Source organism: Phocaeicola fibrisolvens (assembly GCF_025567125.1).
In the GTDB taxonomy this organism is placed as follows: domain Bacteria; phylum Bacteroidota; class Bacteroidia; order Bacteroidales; family Bacteroidaceae; genus Phocaeicola; species Phocaeicola fibrisolvens.
In genome coordinates, this window is record NZ_JAOQJI010000006.1 from 40,090 (window position 1) to 61,201 (window position 21,112).

The 21,112-nt window shown below is 46.2% G+C and carries 22 protein-coding genes and 2 tRNA genes; 10 read left to right on the forward strand and 14 right to left on the reverse strand.

The window, feature by feature from the left end; all coding sequences use genetic code 11:
* Window positions 1–10: 10 nt before the first annotated feature.
* The 4 genes from OCV81_RS04035 to OCV81_RS04050 form a co-directional block, all read right to left on the reverse strand.
* Window positions 11–83 (reverse strand) — tRNA-Gly (locus tag OCV81_RS04035).
* Window positions 84–88: 5 nt separating this feature from the next.
* Window positions 89–174, reverse strand: a tRNA-Tyr gene (locus OCV81_RS04040).
* Window positions 175–223: 49 nt separating this feature from the next.
* Window positions 224–718 carry a 6,7-dimethyl-8-ribityllumazine synthase gene (gene ribH, locus OCV81_RS04045; protein WP_148328599.1) on the reverse strand — a complete coding sequence of 165 codons (495 nt, stop codon included), beginning with the start codon at window positions 716–718 and terminating at the stop codon, window positions 224–226.
* Between the two features lie 137 nt (window positions 719–855).
* Window positions 856–1,533 (reverse strand): tetratricopeptide repeat protein, encoded by a 678-nt coding sequence (locus tag OCV81_RS04050; RefSeq protein WP_148328601.1) that lies wholly within the window; start codon window positions 1,531–1,533, stop codon window positions 856–858.
* Between the two features lie 146 nt (window positions 1,534–1,679).
* Between OCV81_RS04050 and recF the strand changes: the two genes are divergently transcribed.
* Both recF and OCV81_RS04060 read left to right on the forward strand, forming a co-directional pair.
* Window positions 1,680–2,801 carry a DNA replication/repair protein RecF gene (gene recF / locus OCV81_RS04055; protein WP_148328603.1) on the forward strand — a complete coding sequence of 374 codons (1,122 nt, stop codon included), beginning with the start codon at window positions 1,680–1,682 and terminating at the stop codon, window positions 2,799–2,801.
* Entirely contained in the window at window positions 2,788–3,078 is a 291-nt protein-coding gene (locus tag OCV81_RS04060; protein ID WP_007561091.1) for a DciA family protein, read from the forward strand. Before recF ends, OCV81_RS04060 begins: the two co-directional genes overlap by 14 nt.
* Here OCV81_RS04060 and OCV81_RS04065 read toward each other — a convergent pair.
* From OCV81_RS04065 to OCV81_RS04090, 6 genes are read right to left on the reverse strand one after another with little or no spacing between them, the layout of a single operon-like run.
* Window positions 3,046–3,618, reverse strand: coding sequence for a 5-formyltetrahydrofolate cyclo-ligase (locus OCV81_RS04065; protein ID WP_148328605.1), 573 nt, complete (start codon window positions 3,616–3,618; stop codon window positions 3,046–3,048). The two genes, OCV81_RS04060 and OCV81_RS04065, sit on opposite strands and share 33 nt — an antisense overlap.
* Before the next feature lie 6 nt (window positions 3,619–3,624).
* A complete protein-coding gene (locus OCV81_RS04070; protein ID WP_204434996.1) occupies window positions 3,625–5,277 on the reverse strand; it encodes a S41 family peptidase in 1,653 nt (550 codons plus the stop codon).
* A gap of 4 nt (window positions 5,278–5,281) precedes the next feature.
* The gene (locus OCV81_RS04075) at window positions 5,282–5,716 is read right to left on the reverse strand and encodes a dCMP deaminase family protein (RefSeq protein ID WP_022354294.1); all 435 of its coding nucleotides are present in this window, start codon (window positions 5,714–5,716) and stop codon (window positions 5,282–5,284) included.
* A gap of 11 nt (window positions 5,717–5,727) precedes the next feature.
* Entirely contained in the window at window positions 5,728–6,201 is a 474-nt protein-coding gene (locus OCV81_RS04080; RefSeq protein WP_148328609.1) for a DUF4847 family protein, read from the reverse strand.
* An 8-nt stretch (window positions 6,202–6,209) separates the two neighbouring features.
* The gene (locus OCV81_RS04085) at window positions 6,210–8,249 is read right to left on the reverse strand and encodes a M3 family metallopeptidase (RefSeq protein WP_148328612.1); all 2,040 of its coding nucleotides are present in this window, start codon (window positions 8,247–8,249) and stop codon (window positions 6,210–6,212) included.
* Between the two features lie 30 nt (window positions 8,250–8,279).
* The gene (locus OCV81_RS04090) at window positions 8,280–8,966 is read right to left on the reverse strand and encodes a Crp/Fnr family transcriptional regulator (protein ID WP_148328614.1); all 687 of its coding nucleotides are present in this window, start codon (window positions 8,964–8,966) and stop codon (window positions 8,280–8,282) included.
* 183 nt (window positions 8,967–9,149) lie between these two features.
* On the opposite strand from OCV81_RS04090, the gene OCV81_RS04095 reads away from it, so the two are divergent.
* The 3 genes from OCV81_RS04095 to OCV81_RS04105 all read left to right on the forward strand — a co-directional run bounded on the left by OCV81_RS04095 (window position 9,150) and on the right by OCV81_RS04105 (window position 12,010).
* Complete coding sequence (locus tag OCV81_RS04095; protein ID WP_239464885.1) at window positions 9,150–9,749, forward strand: MarC family protein; 600 nt, start codon at window positions 9,150–9,152, stop codon at window positions 9,747–9,749.
* A 69-nt stretch (window positions 9,750–9,818) separates the two neighbouring features.
* Window positions 9,819–10,892 (forward strand): tRNA 2-thiouridine(34) synthase MnmA, encoded by a 1,074-nt coding sequence (mnmA, locus tag OCV81_RS04100; protein WP_148328616.1) that lies wholly within the window; start codon window positions 9,819–9,821, stop codon window positions 10,890–10,892.
* Window positions 10,893–10,906: 14 nt separating this feature from the next.
* Window positions 10,907–12,010, forward strand: a complete 1,104-nt coding sequence (locus OCV81_RS04105) for a tetratricopeptide repeat protein (protein ID WP_148328618.1) — start codon at window positions 10,907–10,909, stop codon at window positions 12,008–12,010.
* A 17-nt stretch (window positions 12,011–12,027) separates the two neighbouring features.
* Here the strand turns inward: OCV81_RS04105 and OCV81_RS04110 are convergent, their stop codons facing one another.
* A complete protein-coding gene (locus OCV81_RS04110; RefSeq protein ID WP_148328620.1) occupies window positions 12,028–12,891 on the reverse strand; it encodes an AraC family transcriptional regulator in 864 nt (287 codons plus the stop codon).
* 104 nt (window positions 12,892–12,995) lie between these two features.
* On the opposite strand from OCV81_RS04110, the gene OCV81_RS04115 reads away from it, so the two are divergent.
* Window positions 12,996–13,811 (forward strand): SDR family oxidoreductase, encoded by an 816-nt coding sequence (locus OCV81_RS04115; RefSeq protein ID WP_148328622.1) that lies wholly within the window; start codon window positions 12,996–12,998, stop codon window positions 13,809–13,811.
* Window positions 13,812–13,831: 20 nt separating this feature from the next.
* Window positions 13,832–15,013, forward strand: coding sequence for a mannonate dehydratase (uxuA, locus tag OCV81_RS04120; protein WP_148328624.1), 1,182 nt, complete (start codon window positions 13,832–13,834; stop codon window positions 15,011–15,013).
* Window position 15,014: 1 nt separating this feature from the next.
* Here the strand turns inward: uxuA and OCV81_RS04125 are convergent, their stop codons facing one another.
* Complete coding sequence (locus OCV81_RS04125) at window positions 15,015–15,851, reverse strand: helix-turn-helix transcriptional regulator (RefSeq protein WP_148328626.1); 837 nt, start codon at window positions 15,849–15,851, stop codon at window positions 15,015–15,017.
* A 143-nt stretch (window positions 15,852–15,994) separates the two neighbouring features.
* Between OCV81_RS04125 and OCV81_RS04130 the strand changes: the two genes are divergently transcribed.
* Window positions 15,995–17,188 carry a multidrug effflux MFS transporter gene (locus OCV81_RS04130; protein WP_262640108.1) on the forward strand — a complete coding sequence of 398 codons (1,194 nt, stop codon included), beginning with the start codon at window positions 15,995–15,997 and terminating at the stop codon, window positions 17,186–17,188.
* Window positions 17,189–17,211: 23 nt separating this feature from the next.
* Here OCV81_RS04130 and OCV81_RS04135 read toward each other — a convergent pair whose 3' ends face one another.
* Together OCV81_RS04135 and OCV81_RS04140 are read right to left on the reverse strand one after the other, a co-directional pair.
* A complete protein-coding gene (locus tag OCV81_RS04135; RefSeq protein ID WP_148328630.1) occupies window positions 17,212–17,574 on the reverse strand; it encodes a Fic family protein in 363 nt (120 codons plus the stop codon).
* Window positions 17,567–18,082 (reverse strand): Fic family protein, encoded by a 516-nt coding sequence (locus OCV81_RS04140; protein WP_148328631.1) that lies wholly within the window; start codon window positions 18,080–18,082, stop codon window positions 17,567–17,569. Before OCV81_RS04140 ends, OCV81_RS04135 begins: the two co-directional genes overlap by 8 nt.
* 148 nt (window positions 18,083–18,230) lie before the next feature.
* Between OCV81_RS04140 and OCV81_RS04145 the strand changes: the two genes are divergently transcribed.
* Entirely contained in the window at window positions 18,231–18,800 is a 570-nt protein-coding gene (locus OCV81_RS04145; RefSeq protein ID WP_204434990.1) for a helix-turn-helix domain-containing protein, read from the forward strand.
* Between the two features lie 83 nt (window positions 18,801–18,883).
* The gene (locus OCV81_RS04150; RefSeq protein WP_148328743.1) at window positions 18,884–21,100 is read left to right on the forward strand and encodes a TonB-dependent receptor; all 2,217 of its coding nucleotides are present in this window, start codon (window positions 18,884–18,886) and stop codon (window positions 21,098–21,100) included.
* The last annotated feature ends 12 nt before the right edge of the window (window positions 21,101–21,112 follow it).

The window sequence follows — 21,112 nt, forward strand, 5'->3', positions numbered from 1 at the left end:
TTTTTTGATGAGCGGAAGACGGGACTCAAACCCGCGACCCTCAGCTTGGAAGGCTAATGCTCTATCAACTGAGCTACTTCCGCAAATTTGGTGGGCAAAGATGGATTCGAACCACCGAAGGCGTAAGCCAGCAGATTTACAGTCTGCCCCATTTGGCCACTCTGGTATTTGCCCGTCCGCAACTAAGATTATTGCTTTTCTCAATTGCGTTGCAAAGGTACGATTATTTTTTTAACTTGCAAACAAAATCAATCATTTTTATTGCTGTAACTGCACATTCGTCACCTTTATTCCCTAATTTGCCTCCAGCACGATCTTCCGCTTGTTGCATATTGTTGGTGGTAATCAGACCATAAATAACTGGGATGTCGGTAGTTGCATTCAGTTCAGTAATACCTTGGGTAGCACCGGCGCATACATAGTCGAAATGGGGGGTGTCGCCTCGAACCACACAACCTAATGCGATGACGGCGTCTACTTTTCCACTTTTGATGAGTTGGGCGGAACCAAATGTCAGTTCGAAACTTCCAGGAACAGGATAAACCAAAATGTTTTCATCTTTGGCGCCGTGTTTTTTCAGGGTACGGACGGCCCCTTCGAGCAGGGCACCGGTGATATTGTGATTCCATTCGGAAACTACAATACCGAAACGCATCTGTGAAGCATCGGGTACGGAGTTGAAATCGTAATCAGAAAGATTGTGATAAGCTGTTGCCATATTTTTTGTTTTAAGGGTTATTAGAAGATAAAAAAGCCAGACCGAAAAACTGGAGTACATCCGCAGATGCTTTGAGTTTTTCGGTCCGGCTTGAATGATGATACTCTTTTATGATAATAGAAGAATGTTTGCTGGAATTATTTCAAAGAAGCACGTTCGATGTACTTGTCGATATCCATAGCTTGGTAAGAGTTGCCGTATTTGTTTTTTACTTGTTTGTAAGCATCTACGGCTTCTGCGTTCTTACCTTGTTTCTCCAAGATCTGTCCGGCCTGAATCAGATAAATCGGACTCAATGACGTGCTGTTGGCACGTTCGGCAGCTTTCAGTAAAGTAGCCACTGCTTTGTCAAGTTGACCAACCTGTGCGTAGCAGTTTCCTAGTGCTCCCATTACGGATGGGGCTACCAGCAAGTCGCTTCCACTAAATTTGTCCAAGTATTTGATGGCATCTTCGTATTTGCCAAGTTGAGCATAGCAGAGACCTGCGTATGCATTGGCCAGGTTTCCGGCATCTGTGCCGCTGAACTGGTCTGCCAGTTTGACGAAACCTGCATAGCCCAGGCTGTCGCCCTTCAGTGCTGTTTCAAAATTGTCTGCTCCAAAATATTGTTCACCTTTGAAAATAGCTTCTGAAGCCTTCAACTCGTTCGGTTCAGAAATGAAGTGTTTGTATCCGAGGTAACCTCCGACAACGACAACCAGAACGATTACTATCCCTAAAAGTACATTCTTGTTTTTGATAAGAAATGCTTCTGAAGTGCTGAGCGCTTCGTCTACATTCAATGGGTCATGAGTGTGTTTTTGTTCAGTCATTTGATATTTGTTTTTATTATTTTCAGAATCCACTTATTTGGACAGCAAAAGTAGTTTATTTATACTTATAAATGAAATTTGCGGGCAGTTTTTTTAATCAATCTTGCTTTTATTGTTAATTTTGTATTCTAAATAATGAGTATCTTATGTGGCTTAAACGCATTTCAATCGTAAACTATAAGAATCTGGAGCAGGCGGAACTGACTTTTTCCCGTAAGATGAACTGCATCATCGGAAAAAACGGAATGGGGAAGACCAACCTGATGGATGCCGTGTATTATCTTTCTTTCTGCAAGAGTGCAACCAATCCAATTGATTCACAGAATATCCGTCATGAGCAGGATTTTTTCGTGTTACAGGGATTTTATGAGACGGACGGCGGCGATCCGGAGGAAGTGTATTGCGGGTTGAAACGTCGTCAGAAGAAGCAATTTAAGCGGAACAAGAAGGAATATACCCGCTTGTCGGACCATATCGGGCTGATACCGCTGGTCATGGTTTCACCGGCAGATACGTTGCTGATAGCGGGAGGAAGTGAAGAGCGCAGAAGGTTTATGGACGTGGTGATTTCGCAGTTCGACCGTGAATATTTGGATGCGTTGATTCGTTACAACAAGGCCCTGATGCAGCGGAATACGTTGCTGAAAGCAGAACTGGAACCGGATGAGGAACTGATGATTGTGTGGGAGGAAATGATGGCTTCCACGGGAGAGATTGTGTTCCGCAAGCGGCGTCAGTTTATTGAAGAGTTTATTCCGATTTTTCAGTCGTATTATGCTTATATTTCCCAAAACCGGGAGCAGGTGAAACTGTCGTATCAGTCGCATGCGGCAGAGGGAGACTTGTTGACCTTGCTGCGCGAGAACCGGCAGCGGGACCGGGTGATGGGATATTCCCTGAAAGGTATTCATAAGGACGACCTGATTATGCAGCTGGGGGAATTTCCCATGAAGCGGGAAGGCTCACAGGGGCAGAACAAAACGTATCTGATTGCACTCAAACTGGCACAGTTTGAATTCTTGAAGCGGACAGGGAGCGGCACTACACCATTGATTCTGCTGGATGACATCTTCGACAAACTGGATGCTCTTCGGGTGGAGCAGATTGTGAAGCTTGTGGCAGGTGACAATTTCGGACAGATTTTCATAACGGATACCAACCGTGACCATCTGGACCGTATCTTGAAAAAGATTGAGGGCGACTATAAGTTGTTCGAGGTAGAAAACGGAGAGGTTTCCGAACGAAAGGAAGGGTATGAAGCGGAATAATACGGAACAGATAGGGGACGTGCTCCGGCAATTCCTTCGTCAGCAGGGGCTGGAGACGCCTTTGAACGAATATCGGTTGGTAGATGCCTGGAAGGATGTGGTGGGGCCGGTCATTACCCGTTACACTACGAATCTGTTTATCAAGAACCAGGTGCTTTATGTCAGCCTCTCTTCCTCGGTCATCCGTCAGGAACTGATGATGGGGCGGGAGATGCTGATTCGTAACCTGAATGCGCAGGTGGGCTCACAAGTCATCGTGAACATTGTGTTCCGTTGAGTATACACATCCTTGTTCAGTCCAAACTTCGTGCATGGGGCGGTCTGTAGGCTCTGTCGGGATGTGCGGGTAGAGCTGGAAATGAAAGCAGACACCTATATTATAGGAATGCAGGCGGGAGAGGGCACGGTCATAGTATCCCTTTCCACGTCCTAGTCGGTTTCCAGTCCGGTCGAAGGCTACACCGGGAACGATGCTAAGTTCAATTTCATCCAAGTTTTCCACTTGTCTTCCGGTCGGTTCTTCAATGCCGAATGAACCAGTCTGCAACGAATCTTTTCCTTCGTAATACCGGAATTCCAATTCATTTCCTTTTACCAGCGGCAGTATGATGTGTTTGTACGGATGCCACCGTTCGATAAACGCGTGAGTTTGTACTTCATCCGGTAAGGAATGATAGAGCAGGATGGTTTTTGTTTGTAAGAATAAAGGGTGGTCTTCCAGTTTTTGGAATAAACTGGAAGACCATTCCGCTTTTTGAGAAGCGGAGTATTTCCGCTTCTCTTGTGCTATTTGTTTGCGTAATTCTCTTTTGTCCATGAAGTCCTATTTCTTTTTCTCGTTGGAAGCCTGCATTTCAGGAGCCTGTGGGAAAGACTCACCCTTTTCCAGAATTTCCACTGCCTTCAATACCGTCTTGTCGGTTTCATTGAGGAATTCTACATACGCCTCCATGCCCAGCATGTTGTAGATAATATTTCCGTAAAGGCTCATTTCAAACAGCTTCCGTGATTTAGCCATCAGGTTGTTGCGGCGTTTCAATCCTTTCTTTTCAGCCCATGCGGCAAAATTGTTCAGCAGGTTCTGCTTTTTCAGGTATTCCTCCATCTTTTCAGTGGTATCGTATTTCTGAAGTGTGCTCCGGTTTTGGTCGGTATACTCGAAGGTATAGCGGATAATCAGTCCACGGTTGGCGGCCATGCGGAAATAAGAGGTCATACCCGTGGTGTCTTGTGGTACGAAGATATCGGGCATGATGCCTCCTCCTCCATACACCGGACGTCCCAGACGGGTGCGGTAGACTTCTGTTTCGTTCTGCTTGATGCTGTCGGCCGAGAAGAACTCTCCGTGTTCGTATCGGGTAAGCAAGTCCAATTCATATTCCGATTCTTTTCCTTTTTCGTATGGCTTCTGAATGCAACGGCCCGACGGAGTGTAATAACGGGCGATGGTCAGGCGGATGGCAGAGCCGTCGCTGAATTCGATGGGTTGTTGTACCAGTCCTTTCCCGAACGAACGGCGTCCGACGATGGTTCCGCGGTCATTGTCCTGGATGGCTCCGGCAAAGATTTCGCTGGCAGAGGCTGAACCTTCGTCCACCAAAACCACGAGCGGCATTTTCTGGTTGCTTCCCGTGCCGTTGGAATTGTAGTCCTGGCGTGGGGATTTCCGTCCTTGCGTGTACACAATCAGGCGGTTATTGGGGAGAAATTCATTGACCATCTGTATGGCAGCAGCCATGTAACCTCCTGTATTTCCACGAAGGTCTATAATCAGTCCTTCACAGTTTTTCTGGCTCAGTTTGGCCAAGGCTATCAGTAATTCCGGATAAGTAGTCTCTCCAAACTTGTTGACTTTGACATATCCCACTTTTTCGTTAATCATGTAGGCTGCATCAATGCTTTTGACCGGAATGTTGCCTCGTACAACCGTGAAATGCAGCAACTCTTTTTCTCCCGGGCGGTACACACCGAGTTTGACCTTGCTGCCTTTTTCACCTTTCAGTCGTTTCATGGCTTCTTCATTGGTGACGATTTTTCCTACGAAGGCAGAATCGTCTACTTCTACGATACGGTCGCCGGCCATCAGTCCCACCTTTTCGGATGGGCCTCCCTGAATGACGTTGTTCACATGGATGGTGTCATTCTGGATGGTAAACTGGATGCCGATGCCACTGAAACTGCCTTTTAAGTCGGCTGTAACGGCTTCCAGGTCTTTGGCCGGAATATAAGAAGAATGTGGGTCGAGTTCCGAAAGAATCTGTGGCATGGCTTCTTCCACCAGGTCGCTGATATTGACGGTATCCACATACTGGTCGTCAATGATACGCAGCAAGGCATTCAATTTGTTGGAAGACGTGTTGATGATGCCCAGTTTGTTGCCGGAAAAATGGTTGGCATAGAATGTACCGATGGCGATACCTGCAATCAGGCAGATGGCCAGCAGAAACGGAATAAAGCGTGTACTATTGTTCTTCATAATTTTATTCATTGGGGTTAAGATATACAACTTCAATATGCGCTCGTTTCAATAAGTCCAGTCCGTCTTCCAGGCGGTATTTCTCGGCATAGACCACTCGCTTGATGCCAGCCTGGATAATCAGTTTCGCACATTCGATGCAAGGGGAGGCGGTGACATACATGGTAGCCCCTTCACTGCTGTTGCTGGAGCGGGCTATCTTGGTGATGGCATTGGCTTCCGCATGAAGGACGTAAGGGCGGGTCACTCCGTTTTCGTCTTCACACACATTTTCGAATCCTGCCGGTGTGCCATTGTATCCGTCCGAGATAATCATCTTGTCCTTGACAATCAATGCTCCCACCTGACGCCGCTTGCAATAGGAGTTTTCGGCCCAGATGAGAGCCATGCGCATATAGCGCTTGTCCAGGATTTCTTGTTTATGTTCTGATGGTTCCATAATGATGCTGCCTAGTTGTTAAATCCTTTGGGGTAAAATTGAATGTAATGATTCTTGTCGAGGTTGAACAGTTTGATAAGTCGTGAGCTACCACGATAGAATTTCGCATTACTTATTTCGTCATAAAACGTTTTATCTAGTCCGGTACGATTTCCATTGGTCTTCAGTTGAATGGAAAAGCTTTGGTCGTTGCCGTTGGCACTCCAAGTTCCAGTAAAAGTGAAATTATTTCCGTTTCCTTCCACTGTACCGTCTTCTTTAAAAATGATGTTGTATTTGTTTTGGTCATCATTGATTTTAGCCAGTTCATCCCGTGTCAAAGTGGAATTGAAGTTGTTGTCGTCTTTCCAGTCGCTGGTGCTGTAAGAGCCGCTCCAGTGCCATGTTTGTCCGCTGGAGAAAATTTCATGCACATCGTCTTCTTGGTTACATCCGGCCAGCAGTAGGAGTAACATGAAGAACCTGTAGATTTTGAATGTTTTCATTTGTATGCTTATTTTATTCCATTTCTTTTTAATAGAGCGTCGATGGTCGGTTCTTGTCCTCGGAAACGTTTGTAAAGCGTCATCGGATGTTCGGTGCCCCCTTTTGATAAAATATTTTCCCGGAAGGAACGTGCCGTTTCCGGATTGAAGATTCCTTTCGCCTTGAAAACTGAAAAGGCATCAGCATCCAGTACTTCCGCCCATTTATAGCTGTAGTATCCGGCTGAATAGCCGCCTGACATGATATGCCCGAACTGTACGCTCATGCAGGTGTCGTCCAGTTGTGGAAGCAGTTGGGTGCGTTGCCAGGAAGCTTTTTCGTATGCCTTTACATCTCCCTCAAACGGGGTCTGGCGGGTGTACCAGGCCATGTCGAGCAATCCGAAACTGACTTGACGCAGGCAAGCATAAGCTACGTTGAAGTTGGAAGCATCTACAATGCGCTGAATCAGTTCCTCGGGAATCGGTTCGCCCGTCTGGTAATGACATGCGAATGTATTTAAAAATTCCTTTTCTATGGCAAAGTTTTCCATGATTTGTGAAGGAAGTTCCACAAAATCCCAATATACGTTCGTGCCGCTCATGCTTTGGAAGCGCGTATTGGCAAACATGCCGTGCAGGGCATGACCGAATTCGTGCAGGAAGGTGTTGACTTCAGAGAAAGTCAGCAAGGCCGGTTTGTCTTTTGTAGGCTTGGTGAAATTCATGGTTACGGAGACATGCGGGCGGCTGTTGGTGCCGTCGTCTTCTATCCATTGTTCCTTGTAACTTGTCATCCAAGCGCCCGAACGCTTGCCTTCACGGGGATGAAAATCGGTATAAAGCACGGCCAGAAAACTGCCGTCACGGTCGAACACCTCGTAGGCCTGCACGTCCGGATGGTACACCGGGATTTCTTGGTTTTCCTTGAAGGTGATTCCATACAGGCGGGTAGCCAGTCCGAATACCCCTGCTTTTACGCGGCTCAGTTCGAAGTAAGGGCGGAGCGCTTCTTCGTCGAGACTGAATTTCCGGTTCTTCAGTTTTTCTGCATAATAAGAAAAGTCCCAGGGCATCAGTTCGAAGTCGTTGCCTTCCAGTTCGCGGGCCAAGGTGCGGATTTCCTTTACCTCCTCCCGAGCCACGGGTGTGTAGGCCTCCAATAAGTCGTTCAGCAGCTTGTACACATGGTTGCTGTTCTCAGCCATACGCTTTTTCAGTACATATTCCGCATAATTGGAAAAGCCCAACAGCTGTGCCAGTTCCATGCGTAGGTTGACCAACCGTTTTACGATGTCCAGGTTGTTGAACTCATTGTCGTGGCAACACTGGGTGTTGTAGGCCATGTAAAGTTGTTTGCGTAAGTCTCTTTTGTCGCTGTACTTCATAAAGGGTACGTAGCTGGGAGCCTGCAGGGTGATAATCCAGCATCCGTCTTTCCCTTTCTCATGAGCGGTATGGGCAGCTGCTTCCACGGCACTTTCCGGCAGTCCAGCCAATTCGTCTTCGTGTCGTAGCACCAGTTCAAAGCTGTTCGTTTCTTTCAGATGGTTCTGTGAAAATTTCAGGGTCAGGCTGCTCAGTTCCATACTCAGCTTGCGGAAAGTCTCTTTATCCTTTTCCGGCAGGTTGGCACCGTTACGGACAAATCCGTCGTATGACTTTTCCAACAGGCGTCGTTCTTCCGGTGTCAGTGGAAGTGCGTCCCTTTGTTCATATACCGCCTTGACCCGTGCAAACAATGCCTCGTTGAGGCTGATGTTGTTGGCATGTTCCGAAAGTTCCGGCGTCATTTTCTCCGCAATGGCTTCCAGTTCATCGTTTGTTTCCGCACTCAGCAGGTTGAACAAGACGGTGGTGACTCTGTCTAAAGTTTTTCCTGCGTGTTCCAAAGCCAGAATGGTGTTTTGGAATGTGGGTGCTTCCTGATTTTGTATGATATTTTGTATTTCCTTATCTTCTAGTTGCATACCTTCCCGAATAGCTGGTTCGTAATCTTCCATTCGTATCAGTTGAAATGGAGTGGTATTATGAAGGGTATGATAAGGTTGTAAAAATGGATTATTCATAATGGTAACAATTAATATAGGATAGGAATATCAGTCTTTTTTGTCTTGTAGGAGTGTGACTTCTCTTAAGTCATTGATTGTAAATGTTCTTCTTCCTAGTTGGATTAGTCCTTTGTTTTGTAAATCATTCAGTACATTCGATACATTGATACGGGTATCGTCAATCAATCTTGCCAGATCTTCCATGCGGATAGACATTTTTTTTGTTCCATACGGTGTCATGCACCTCAATAAGAGAAAGTTGATGATTTTGTCGCGTGTCTTTCCGATGTGGGCATTCCAAAGTTTGTTGTAAATTACCTGACTTCGGTTGCTTAGCATGTTCATATAGTTCAAGTTAAATACTTCATAGCGGCACAGTTCATTGAGAATGTATGATTTTTCGATGTTCAGCGTATTAACTTCCGTGATTGCTGTATAAGAAGCTGTGAAATAGGGACGCATGCCAAATAGTGAATAAGGTTCGATGACATTTGGACTTTTGAAACTTTCCCAGATGGTGTATTTATGGATAGGGTCATTGGATTCTATTTGTACTTCTCCATCTAATACAAAAATAAGTTGATTACAGGGAGTGTCTTGTTTGACTAGACAACTTCCTGGTTCATATTTATTAAAGTGAATCTTCACTTTTTCTAGAATATCAGTAAAGTCGAATTTGGATATTCCCTGAAACAAGGGGAGCTGTAAAAGCTTGTCATACATTGTCAATTCCATCTCGCGTTAACTTTATTAAGTTATCTTTTAACAGACAAAGTTAAGTATATTTCCTCAGCGAAGATATCGGCAGTCAGTTGCTTTTATCTTTTTTATTCTTTCTTACCGTCTGATAATGTTTGTAGAAGATTTGCAGATGAATGAAAAAATGATAACTTTGCAGAAGTAATTTTGGATATGATTATGAGTGGATTTGATTTTCAGCAGTTCCTTAGTGCTTTTATTGTGCTTTTTGCGGTGATTGACATCATTGGTTCTATTCCTATTATTCTGGATTTGAAGCAGAAGGGACGATCAGTGAATGCTCCGAAAGCCACTCTGATAGCTTTTGCTCTTCTTTTGGGTTTCTTTTATGCCGGTGATATGATGTTGCGCTTGTTTCAGGTGGATATTGCTTCCTTTGCCGTAGCTGGTGCTTTTGTTATATTTCTGATGTCGCTGGAGATGATTCTGGATGTAGAGATTTTCAAAAACACGGGCCCTATTAAAGAAGCCACTTTGGTGCCTTTGGTGTTTCCATTACTGGCTGGTGCAGGAGCATTTACCACCCTGTTGTCTTTGCGGGCAGAATATGCACCGATAAACATTGTACTGGCATTGGTCCTGAATATGGTATGGGTATATATAGTATTGAAATTGACCGACCGTATTGAGCACATGTTGGGAAAAGGTGGAATTTATGTCATCCGTAAGTTTTTTGGCATTATTCTATTAGCTATTTCGGCTCGTTTGTTTACGGCCAACATTACTTCATTAATAGAACAATTCCAGGCTTTGAAATGAGATATACCGTGAAAAGGGTATTGGGCATTTGTCGTGTGAGCGGTATATTTGCCGTTAAAAAAGAAATATATGAATATAGCAGCATTGATATCAGGAGGAGTTGACAGTGCAGTGGCTGTGCATCTGTTGTGTGAGCATGGATATAAGCCAGACCTTTTTTATATAAAAATAGGAATGGATACGGATGACGGATTGACTTGTACGGCAGAAGAAGATATTGAATTAGCTTCCGCTACTGCCCGTAAATATGGCTTGCCTTTTCATATTGTGGACTTGCAGAAAGAATATTGGGATAACGTTGTGGCCTATACGGTTGACAAGGTACGGCATGGGTTGACTCCCAATCCGGATGTGATGTGTAACAAATTGATAAAGTTTGGTTGTTTTGATCAAAAGGTCGGACATGATTATGAGAAGATTGTTACAGGACATTATGCCTCTACACTTGTAATAGACGGACAGACATGGTTGGCTACAGCAAAAGATCCGGTAAAGGATCAGACCGATTTTCTGGCGCAGATCGACTCTCTTCAGGTATCGCGTTTGATGTTTCCATTAGGAGGGCTGCTTAAGCAGGAAGTTCGCTCACTGGCTTTAAAGGCAGCGTTGCCGAGTGCTCGTCGAAAGGACAGTCAGGGAATTTGTTTCTTGGGAAAGATTAACTATAACGAGTTCATTCGTCGTTTTTTAGGCGAACGTCCGGGACCCGTAATAGAATTGGAGACTGGAAAGATTATCGGGCAGCATCGAGGCTACTGGTTTCATACTATCGGACAACGTAAAGGTCTAGGGCTTGGAGGTGGACCTTGGTTTGTGGTAGGCAAAAATATAGAAGAAAACATTATCTATGTGTCGCATGGTTATGATACGGACAAACAGTTTGGCCATTCTTTTTTTCTAAAAGATTTTCATTTCATTACATTGAATCCTTGGAAAGAACAAGAAACTGAGATTCGTTTCAAAATACGTCACACAGATACCTTTCAGACTGGAACGGTCCGTCTTTTAGAAAAAAATGGATTGCTGGTGTCCAGTAAGGAGCCGATACAGGGGATAGCTCCTGGACAGTTCGGGGTGATTTATGATAAAGATGCTCGCTTATGTATAGGCAGTGGCGAGATCAGGACGAATGAACTTTTTTAACAGAAAGGCTGACTATGCAAATTTCTTTTCAACTGAATTCATCTGCTCCTTTGCATTTCAAGGAATTTTTTAGCCGCTTGGAGGTCCCTGTGAATGTGACTCTTAAAGGTATATATAAAGGGAAGTTAATTTGTTATTTTCATCGTCCGGGACATTCTACCACTTCGTTTGTGATTTCAGACGACCGGAAAGGCCGGGTGGAGGTGGCCATGGATGGGTTGTCTTCTTATGATGACTATAAGTTTTTTCCTTATTTGATTGATACATTGGGATTATATCTGAATGGAACTAGTCCCAAACTACTATCAAAAGAGGATGGAAAGTCTTATTCTGTTTATGAACGGTTGAGTACACAATGGATTGAAGACTGTATCAGTGAAGAGATTGCTTCATTGAAGGTCGTACTTTCTGTTATTCCCCGCTGTTATCTGGAATTACCGAAAGAAGGTATCCGTTATGTGTCGTTGGAGCAGTTGAAACAGTATGGAGTAAATCTTCATTCTTCGACTTCCCGTATTTATGGTTATATTCAATATTTGCTTCGTAAGGGATGGCTTTTGGAAGCAACAAGGGAGGAATTGATGGCCGATAGTTTGGAGTACGCTATGGAAGTAGAAATAGATGTTCCCCAACACGTATCAATAGGGCGTATCAAATCATGGCAGACGGATGGCACTGAAACGTGGGAGAGTTTTTCACAGGAAGATGTAGATATGTTGCTGGAACTGGGAAAGGAATATCGGAAAGGCGTGCATGTGGATGGAGTAGTTCTAAATGATATTGGTACTTTGTATCAAGAAGGAGTGGGGGTTGCGCCCGATGGGTATGAAGCTGAGTTTTGGTTTAAAGAGGCTGTTCGTCAAGGAGATTTGACTTATGCTTCTGTTAACTTGGGCGATTTATACCGTAAGGGGTGCGGTCGAATGCCTGTATCATTGCCCCAGGCATTCGAGGCTTATCGTCATTCGTCTGATCCTTATGCATTTTATCGTATCGGGCAGGGATATGAAGAAGGATGGGTAGGTACACCTGATTTGCATCTGGCAAAGTTTTGGTATGAGAAAGCTGCTCAGGAAGGACATCATCTGGCACTCAAACGTCTGGGGCGTAAAGAGTGATGGGATAAGCTGTTCGTTTAACTCATTTTTTTTCGATAGGAGGTTGGTGTTATTCCAGTGTGCTGCTTGAAACATCGGTTAAAGTGAGCTATTGACTCAAACCCACACTCCAGACAGATTTCAGAAATGTTCCATCGTTCATTTAGTAACAGTTTGCAGGCGTAGCCTATTCGCATGTCTGTGATGTGTTGCTTGAAAGTCTTTCCCGTATTTTCCTTGAAGAAACGGCAGAAAGCGGTCGTATTCATGGCTGCATAAGAGGCTACGTCTTCCAAACGGATGTTTTGTGTATAGTGTGTGTTGAGGTATGCTATAACCTTTTCGATTTTTCGTCCATGCAATCGGGAGGGAACGGGTTCGTAGGCGGGAGAAGAAATGAATTTGAAGGGAATTGTGTGTGTCAGTACATCCAGTAGCCGTAGAAATTCTACAATCTGTTCCACTCCTTCTTTTTGGGGAATGCATTTGATTTTATTGGGAATATCCGGATAGGCAGCAAGTGAATATAACAACCCTCTTTGGGCATTTTTTAGCAGGCGGCTGATGGCTTGGAATTGGCTGTAGTGGGAAAAAGCATATTGCATGAAATCTTTTTCGAACTGGATGATGACCCCGTTTACTCTCAGATTCTCCTGTTGGGTGTATTCCGGTGGATTTTCTACGTAGTGTGGCAAATTGGAGCCAAGTACAAAAAGTGACTGGTCTGAAAAGTGGGTTATGCTGTCTCCAATCATCCCTTGACCATATCCTTTTTCAACGTAAATAATTTCAAATTCACTGTGGAAATGCCAAGGATAGGTGAAACGTTTGTAATCGTAGTACCGTGCTTTAAGCGGGTTGGTATCCGAAATGTCCAGTTGTTCGTTGAGTATCTTTTTCATGGTGAACGTAATAATGGCAAAGTTACGCAAATAACCTGCAAAAATCGGTGAATTTGTGTGTTTATTTCTCCTCTAACTTTGTGGCAGATTAAAATCTGTAAGTTATGAATAATCTGTTTGATGTATCCGGACGTGTAGCCGTAGTTACGGGTGGTTCCGGGGTATTGGGAAGTAATATATCCGAAGGTCTGCTGAAGGCCGGAGCAAAGGTGGCTGTGATTGGGGCACATCCCGACCATGTGGAGGAAGCTGTGGAAAGATTGAGGCAGACGGGAGGCGAAGTGTATGGCTTTACCTGCAATGTGCTCGATATGGATAGCTTGCGGAAAGTGAAGAACGAGGTGTTGGCACAATGGGGAAGGGTGGATATTTTGGTCAATGCGGCAGGAGGAAACATTCCCGGAGGTACGCTGACCGAAAGCCAGCATGTGTTCGACATGAAAGTAGAGGATTTGAATAAAGTGCTTGATTTGAACCTGAACGGAACGGTGTATCCTTGTCTGGTGTTTGGAGAAGTGATGGCAGCACAGAAGAGTGGTAGCATTGTCAATGTCTCCTCCATGGCGGCGTGCGAAGCCATTACCCGGGTGCCGGGATATTCTATGGCCAAAAGTGCGGTGGAGAACTTTACCCGTTGGATGGCCCAGGAAATGGCCCTTAAATTCAGCGAGAAAATCCGGGTCAATGCCATTGCTCCCGGTTTCTTTATCGGCAACCAGAACCGGGCCGTGCTGATTAATCCGGATGGCTCATTCACGGAACGCAGCCGGAAGGTCATTGCTAAAACTCCGATGAGGCGTTTTGGGGATATTTCAGAGCTTAATGGAGCCGTACAGTTCTTGTGCAGTGAAGCCGCCAGTTTCATTACGGGCGTGACATTGCCAGTAGATGGCGGATTCAGTTCATTCAGTGGAGTTTAAAATCGGTCGGAGGGAAAAAGATGGAAAAGACATGGCGATGGTTTGGAAAGAAAGACCCTATCACGCTTTCTATGCTCCGTCAGATAGGAGTGGAAGGGATTGTCACGGCCCTGCATGAGGTGCCCAACGGAGAAGTCTGGACGGTGGAAGCCATCCAGGACCTGAAAGCTTACATAGAGTCGTATGGATTGAGGTGGTCGGTCGTAGAAAGTCTTCCCGTGTGTGAAGCCATCAAATATGGTGGCCCGCAACGGAATCGGTTGATTGAAAACTACAAAACCAGTCTGGCCAACTTGGGTATGTGTGGCGTGAAAACCGTTTGTTATAATTTTATGCCGGTTATCGACTGGATACGTACGGATTTGCATTATGCATTGCCGGACGGAAGCACGTCGCTTTATTTCAATCGCATACGTTTTGCTTATTTCGATTTGAAAATCCTGCGTCGGGAAGGAGCGGAACAAGATTATATTCCGGAAGAAGTGCAGGAGGTGGACGAGCTGGACCAAAGTATTACTGCAGCCGAAAAGGCCGAACTGATTGATACGATTATCGTCAAGACCCAGGGATTCATCGACGGGAACATTCAGGAGGGGGAACTTTATCCGGTCCGCAAGTTCCGTGAATTGCTGGCTTTATATAAAGGTATAGACCGCCAACGGTTGAGAGAAAATTTGCGTACATTTCTGGAGGCGGTGATGCCCGTGTGTGATACCTACGGAGTGAACTTGTGCATTCATCCCGATGACCCTCCTTTCCAGGTGCTGGGTTTGCCTCGCATTGTGACAGATGGAGCAGATATCGAATGGTTGTTGCAGGCTGTGGACAATCCGCATAACGGACTGACCTTCTGTGCCGGTTCCCTGAGTTCCGGCAGTCAGAACGATACCCGTGAACTGGCCCGCCGTTTTGCCCGAAGAACCCATTTTGTCCATCTGCGCAGTACGGAGATTTTACCAGGAGGAGATTTTAGGGAAACGTCTCATTTAGCCGGAAGAGGACAGCTGCTCGACCTGATTCGCATCTTCGAGAAAGAGAATCCCGGACTTCCCATGCGGGTAGATCATGGACGTACGATGCTGGGAGATGAAAAGGAAGGGTATAATCCCGGGTATTCTTTCCACGGGCGCATGCTGGCGTTGGCCCAGGTGGAAGGCATGATGACCGCTGTCCGTGACGAGCTGAAGCGGGGACTGATATAACTTAGCTTTGTTTCAGGGCTCGGAAAGCCTTTGGGGCGATGCCGGTGTTCTTTTTAAAGAAGCGGCTCAGGTAGGACGAGTCAGGAAAGTGGCAGAGGGAAGCAATCTCGGCAATCGACAAAGCCGGGTTGTTGAGCAACACCTTTAGCTCGGCTGTCAGCTGTTCGTCAATGAGCGCCTTGGGCGTTTTTCCGTTGGAAAACGACAAGGTTATTTCATTCAAGTAGCGTGGAGAGATGCAAAGCTGTTCGGCATAGAAAGACACTTGGTGCATCTGTGCCGCATGCTCGTGAATGAGGTGCATGAATTTATGAAACAAAAGCTGTTTCCGGGTGTACGACTCAGCTTTCGATACGTATGTGTCGGGAATGGAACTGAAAATCCACATGAGCATGCTTTGCAGGAAGTTCAGTTCCAGCCGTTCGCGGAATGCAGGTGAAGGCCGGCTGAAGAGTAGCTGGGCCATGTCAATCCACAGGTTGACATTCTTCCAGCTTTCTTCTCCATGGTCGTATTGGGGGAATTCCCTCATGTAATTAAAATAGGTTGTATCGAGGGAAATGGCGGCTTGTAGAAATATCTTTTTGGGGTAGAGCAGCAGACGTACGTGGAAGTTGTCCGAGGCTTCCATCAGTTGCATGATGCTTCCTCCCCAGAAAATAAGTTCCGACATTTCCCGAAGATGAAACTGCTGGGCTCCTGTAGAAAGAATGCATGCTCCGCGGGTGCACAATATCTGTACGCCACAGTTGAAGTGGAGGGGAGAAGGCCGGAGAAAATCCAGATTCCCTTCGTCGTAGTGGATTCCGTTGAGGGATGATAACAGAGAAATATCCATGTGTAGGTGCTTTTATGAAACAAAAATAGACTTTTTTCTCGGAATAAAATTCATTTTGTGCGGTTTTTGAAAAGTTTTGTGCGGCAAAAGGTATGATATGGCCTTTGGATAATTACTAATTTTGCAGCGTTTTAAAAACAAGCATTATGACAAGAAAAAATTCGCAATTGTTTATTCTCGTATTTTTAGGGGTACTGACGGCTTTCGGGCCTTTTGTAACCGATATGTATTTGCCTACTTTGCCTGCCATGACAGGCTTTTTCCATACCACTTCCTCACAGGTGCAGCTGGGACTGACGGCCAGCATGATTGGGCTGGCTGTGGGACAGCTTTTTTTCGGTCCGCTCAGCGACAAGTATGGCCGTCGTCGTCCGTTGATTATCGCCATGTGTCTGTTTCTGTTAGCTACTTTGGGTTGTCTGTATTCTCGCACCATCATGCAGTTCGTGGGTTGGCGATTGATTCAGGGAATGGCGGGTGCTGGAGGTATCGTCATTTCTCGTTCCATCGCAGCCGATAAATATTCCGGTAGGGAGTTGGCAAAGATGCTGGCCATTATCGGAGCCATCAACGGGGTTGCTCCTGTGGCCGCTCCGATTGCCGGAGGCGGTATGGCTGACAGTGTGGGGTGGCACGGTATTTTCTGGGTATTGTTTGGACTGGGTGTTATTCTGTTGGCCGGAAGTCTGCATTTCACGGATTCCTTGCCGGCTGTCCGTCGGCAGAATGCGCGTTGGAGCGATGTCTATAAGAGTTTCCTCACCGTCATTCAGAACCGTCGGTACGTGTGCTACATTTTTCAGTTTGGTTTTGCGCAGGGAGTGATGTTTGCCAACATCTCTTCTGCTCCCTTTATCATGCAGCAGCATTATGGATTCTCTCCTTTGATGTTCAGTCTTTGTTTTGGCATCAATGCCATTGCTATTGTGGTTTCTGCGGCTGCATCGGTCAAGTTTGCCCATTCAGAACAGGCGTTGTACCGGGGAAGTGTGGGAATGGTCATCGCCTCTTTCTTCCTCTGCATTGCACTTTGTGCCAATTGTCCTTTCTGGCTTTACGAGGTCTTGCTGCTTTGTCTGCTTTCCATGCTGGGGCTGACTTTCACCGCCTCCAATACGTTGGCAATGGATAGTGAACGGGAAAATGCTGGTATGGCTTCGGCTTTGCTGGGAGCGCTGGGCTTTGCTTTTGGCGGTATCGTCTCTCCGTTGGTGGGACTGGGCAATATCATGGTATCCACGGGGATTATGTTTTTGGTCGGTTCTGTCTGTGCGCTGGTGTGTACACGTATCGCGCTTCGTCGGGCTTTCTCACTGGCGCAGTATTACCGGAGATAATCTTCGATACTTCTTTCCCTCCCTCAGCCAAACGAGGGAGGAGTTGTGGACAGAAAGCGGGTTGTTTGTTGAGCAGCCTCTTTCAGGGTCTGGAGGAAGAATATCACCCAAGATTCATACGTACCGCTTTCGTGTACTTTCTGTAATTCTGTGTAGTATCGGAGGGCGTACTTCCCTAAAGTGTAAGAAAAGATGAAAGCCGGTTTCCGGATGACTTTGTGGTCGAACAGAAAGAGAAGGTGGAGCAATCGGCCGATTCGTCCGTTGGCATCGATGAAAGGATGGATGGCCTCAAACTGGTAATGGATGAGTGCAGCCCGTATGAGAATGTGCAGGCCTGATTCCTCGTGGATGAATTTTTCGAGTTCGGAGAAGGCTTCAGTCATGTCTTCTTCGGTGGGAGGAACGAAAAGAGCGTTTTTTCAGGTTGCATCCTTCCGGCCCTATCCATACGGGTGAGTTACGGAATTCTCCCGGATATTTCTTTTCATACAAGTCGCTTTGGCACATCAGGTAATGTGCATTCTTGAGCAGACGTCCGCAGAGAGGCAGTGTTTCCAGACTGTCTAACGCATAGGTTGAGGCCTCTGTCAGTTGCCGGATTTCTTCCTGTTCCTCTTCATTCCATTGGGAAGAGAAGGACGGGATGCCAAAAGGGAAAAAGTATTTCCCTGCAGCAAGCATCCACGAAGCTTCAGCTTCTTTTCGGAGGACTTTTTGTACCTCTTCCTCTTCCAGTTTACAGAGGGTTTGATTCAACTGGTCGATGGCCTCCTGAGCCTCGCTAACGAAAGGGGCGAGCAATTCCTCTTCCACGTGAACGGTGGAAAGAGGGGCGGGAATGAAAGAGGTATATTGGGCCGTTCCCTGCAGTTTTTTGCGATAAGTTCCCATGGTATAAGTGGTTGAATTTTCTACAAAGATACTTTTCCTTTTGCATAACCCTCATGAAATGTAGATTAAATGACCGGAAAAGAAGATGACAACATGGTTGTAAAGTTTTATACTTATCTTTGCCGTCCGATAAACAGGAGATTGTGGAATGGAAAAGACCTGCATTTACATTAAAAATATGGTTTGCCGCCGTTGCATCTATACGGTGACGGAAGTGTTTCAGGAAAATAGCGTTTCTCCCTTGAAAGTAGAATTGGGCGTTGTGACGTTGGCCCAGCCTTTGCTTCCTGACCACTTTCATAACATACAGGCTCGTTTGGAACATTATGGCTTTGAGGTGATTGACGACAAACGCATGCGTATTGTCGAACAGATTCGGGTGGGAGTCATCGAACTGGTACATCATGCCGAAGAGCAGGAAAAGGTGAATCTTTCTGACTATTTGCAGCAGAAGTGTCACCGGGAGTACAGTTTCCTCAGCAAATTGTTTACCGAAATGCAAGGCATTAGCATCGAGAAATATTATATCCATCAGAAAATAGAACGGGTCAAGGAGTTGCTTTTCTATGATGAACTGAGTGTCGGTGAGATTGCCGATAAGTTGCATTATTCCAGTGTGGCTCATTTGAGCGGGCAGTTTAAGGCTGTGACCGGATTGTCGCCTACTCAATTCAAACGGATGAAAGGGCATGCGTTGAGGCCGTTGGACGAGATATAAATCATATCCATAATTATGTAACGTCCGGTTTGTGTATGTAGCTTACTTTTGTCGTGTGAATTTAAAGCATGAACAGTGATATGATGAAGAAAATTGTATGGTTGATAGGAGTGTGGATAGGATGTGGAAGTGTGGCAATGGCACTTCCTGAAAGGACCGTCAAAGGATATGTGATGGATAAAGAGGGAGCTCCCTTGCCCGGGGCTTATGTGTATGATGAGAGCAAGCATACTTCGGTGACGGATGAAAACGGATATTTTGAGTTGGCAGTACCGGACGAGGCCAAACTGCTGAAAGCCGATTACGTAGGCTTTACGACATTGACATACGAGATGGAACGTCCGGACGATATCCAGATTCTGGTGATGTCTCCCAGTACGGAATTGAAAGAAGTGGTGGTGACAGCCGGAGGTCTCGGAGCTATCAAGAACCGGAAAAGTGTGTTGAACACAGAGAGTGTCACCTCGCAAGCCTTGACGCGTGCGGCCTGTTGCAATCTTTCGGAAAGTTTTGAGACCAATCCTTCGGTAGACGTGGCCTACAGTGATGCGGTGACGGGCGCCAAACAGATACAGTTGCTAGGACTGGCCGGCACTTACGTGCAGATGCTGACCGAGAATTTTCCTAATTTGCGCGGGGTGGCTTCCACGTACGGACTCGACTATATTCCGGGGCCGTGGATGCAAAGCATACAGATATCTAAAGGGGCCGCTTCCGTAAAGAACGGATACGAGTCGGTGACCGGGCAGATTGACGTGGAGTACAAGAAGCCGAAGGTGGCAGACCCCTTGCTGGTGAATCTGTTTGGCAGCAGTACCGGACGTTATGAGGGAAATATGGTGGGTGCCGTGGAGTTGAATGACCGTTTGTCTACCGCTTTGCTTGTGAACTACTACAATGAGGAGCAGGCACACGACAGGAACAAAGATACTTTCTTGGATATGCCCCAAATGCAGTCGTTCAGTGCGATGAACCGCTGGCATTATCAAACCTCCCGTTTCGTTTCCCAGTCGGGCATTAAGATTCTGACCGACCGCAGAACCAGCGGGCAGACGGAACATACTTTACATGCTGCGGACGAGATGTCCCCTTATACCATTCACAACGATGCCAATCGGGTGGAAGGATTCACGAAGAATGGATTTATCTTGAATCAGGAACGGAATGAAAGTGTGGCCCTCATCGTGTCGGGGTCGTATCATGACCAGCGTGCCAATTATGCCGACAAGGTGTACAATGTGTATGAATCGAATGTCTATGCTTCTTTCCTTTATGAAAGTGAGTTTGGAGCGCATCATAAACTGGCGGCCGGACTGAACTATAACTGGGACCGGTATGTGCAGAGTGGCAATGTGGTGGACCTTTACTGTCCACAGTGGCATCAGGTGTCGGAGAAGGTAGGAGGAGCGTATGCGGAATATACGTGGACTCCTCTCCAGAAGTTTACGCTGATGGCTGGATTGCGAGCGGACTACAGTTCCTTGCATCATTTCTTTGTGACACCCCGTGTTCATGTGAAGTATGAGGTGACTTCGTGGCTGAGTCTGCGTGCCTCTGCCGGGAAAGGATACCGCACCACTTTTGCGCTTCCGGAGAACAGCTATTTGCTGGCAAGCAGCCGCACGTTTCATCTTGCAGAAGATTTAAAACAGGAAGAAGCATGGAATTATGGAGTGACTGCTTCTTTCCATATTCCCGTGAACCACGAAGAATTGACCCTCAATGCGGAGTGGTTTTATACGGATTTTCAGAATCAGGTGGTGGTCGATTTGGACCAGGATATGCATAGCGTTTATTTCTACAACCTGGCGGGACGTTCTACCTCCAGTGTGTTCCAGATAGAAGCCAGCTATCCGTTGTTTCGGGGATTCACCCTGCTGGGAGCTTACCGTTGGATGGATGTGAAGTGTACATACGATGGACAGACGATGCGCAAACCGTTGACAAGCCGCTACAAGGCACTGGTGACCGCTTCTTATGAGACGCCTTTGAAAAAATGGCAGTTGGATGCCACGGTCCAGTTCAACGGGGGAGGACGTATGCCTTTGGCCGACGCGGTGCATCCGTTATGGAATACTTCTTTCCCCTCGTTTGCCCAGCTGAGTGCGCAGATTACCTATCGCTTCCGCCGGTGGCAGATTTATGTAGGAGGGGAGAACCTGAGCAATTATAAGCAGCAGTCCCCCATTGTATCCGCAGCCAATCCCTACAGTCCGGATTTCGATGCGACAATGGTCTGGGGTCCTACAATGGGATACAAACTTTATGCAGGAATCCGTTACCAGATTCCTAAGTTATGACAGAATATGTAA

Bases quoted from the DNA above. Each gene is read 5' to 3' on its own strand.
- ribH (WP_148328599.1), bottom strand. From the start codon at position 718: ATGGCAACAGCTTATCACAATCTTTCTGATTACGATTTCAACTCCGTA.
- OCV81_RS04050 (WP_148328601.1), bottom strand. From the start codon at position 1,533: ATGACTGAACAAAAACACACTCATGACCCATTGAATGTAGACGAAGCG.
- recF (WP_148328603.1), top strand. From the start codon at position 1,680: ATGTGGCTTAAACGCATTTCAATCGTAAACTATAAGAATCTGGAGCAG.
- OCV81_RS04060 (WP_007561091.1), top strand. From the start codon at position 2,788: ATGAAGCGGAATAATACGGAACAGATAGGGGACGTGCTCCGGCAATTC.
- OCV81_RS04065 (WP_148328605.1), bottom strand. From the start codon at position 3,618: ATGGACAAAAGAGAATTACGCAAACAAATAGCACAAGAGAAGCGGAAA.
- OCV81_RS04070 (WP_204434996.1), bottom strand. From the start codon at position 5,277: ATGAAGAACAATAGTACACGCTTTATTCCGTTTCTGCTGGCCATCTGC.
- OCV81_RS04075 (WP_022354294.1), bottom strand. From the start codon at position 5,716: ATGGAACCATCAGAACATAAACAAGAAATCCTGGACAAGCGCTATATG.
- OCV81_RS04080 (WP_148328609.1), bottom strand. From the start codon at position 6,201: ATGAAAACATTCAAAATCTACAGGTTCTTCATGTTACTCCTACTGCTG.
- OCV81_RS04085 (WP_148328612.1), bottom strand. From the start codon at position 8,249: ATGAATAATCCATTTTTACAACCTTATCATACCCTTCATAATACCACT.
- OCV81_RS04090 (WP_148328614.1), bottom strand. From the start codon at position 8,966: ATGGAATTGACAATGTATGACAAGCTTTTACAGCTCCCCTTGTTTCAG.
- OCV81_RS04095 (WP_239464885.1), top strand. From the start codon at position 9,150: ATGAGTGGATTTGATTTTCAGCAGTTCCTTAGTGCTTTTATTGTGCTT.
- mnmA (WP_148328616.1), top strand. From the start codon at position 9,819: ATGAATATAGCAGCATTGATATCAGGAGGAGTTGACAGTGCAGTGGCT.
- OCV81_RS04105 (WP_148328618.1), top strand. From the start codon at position 10,907: ATGCAAATTTCTTTTCAACTGAATTCATCTGCTCCTTTGCATTTCAAG.
- OCV81_RS04110 (WP_148328620.1), bottom strand. From the start codon at position 12,891: ATGAAAAAGATACTCAACGAACAACTGGACATTTCGGATACCAACCCG.
- OCV81_RS04115 (WP_148328622.1), top strand. From the start codon at position 12,996: ATGAATAATCTGTTTGATGTATCCGGACGTGTAGCCGTAGTTACGGGT.
- uxuA (WP_148328624.1), top strand. From the start codon at position 13,832: ATGGAAAAGACATGGCGATGGTTTGGAAAGAAAGACCCTATCACGCTT.
- OCV81_RS04125 (WP_148328626.1), bottom strand. From the start codon at position 15,851: ATGGATATTTCTCTGTTATCATCCCTCAACGGAATCCACTACGACGAA.
- OCV81_RS04135 (WP_148328630.1), bottom strand. From the start codon at position 17,574: ATGACTGAAGCCTTCTCCGAACTCGAAAAATTCATCCACGAGGAATCA.
- OCV81_RS04140 (WP_148328631.1), bottom strand. From the start codon at position 18,082: ATGGGAACTTATCGCAAAAAACTGCAGGGAACGGCCCAATATACCTCT.
- OCV81_RS04145 (WP_204434990.1), top strand. From the start codon at position 18,231: ATGGAAAAGACCTGCATTTACATTAAAAATATGGTTTGCCGCCGTTGC.
- OCV81_RS04150 (WP_148328743.1), top strand. From the start codon at position 18,884: ATGAAGAAAATTGTATGGTTGATAGGAGTGTGGATAGGATGTGGAAGT.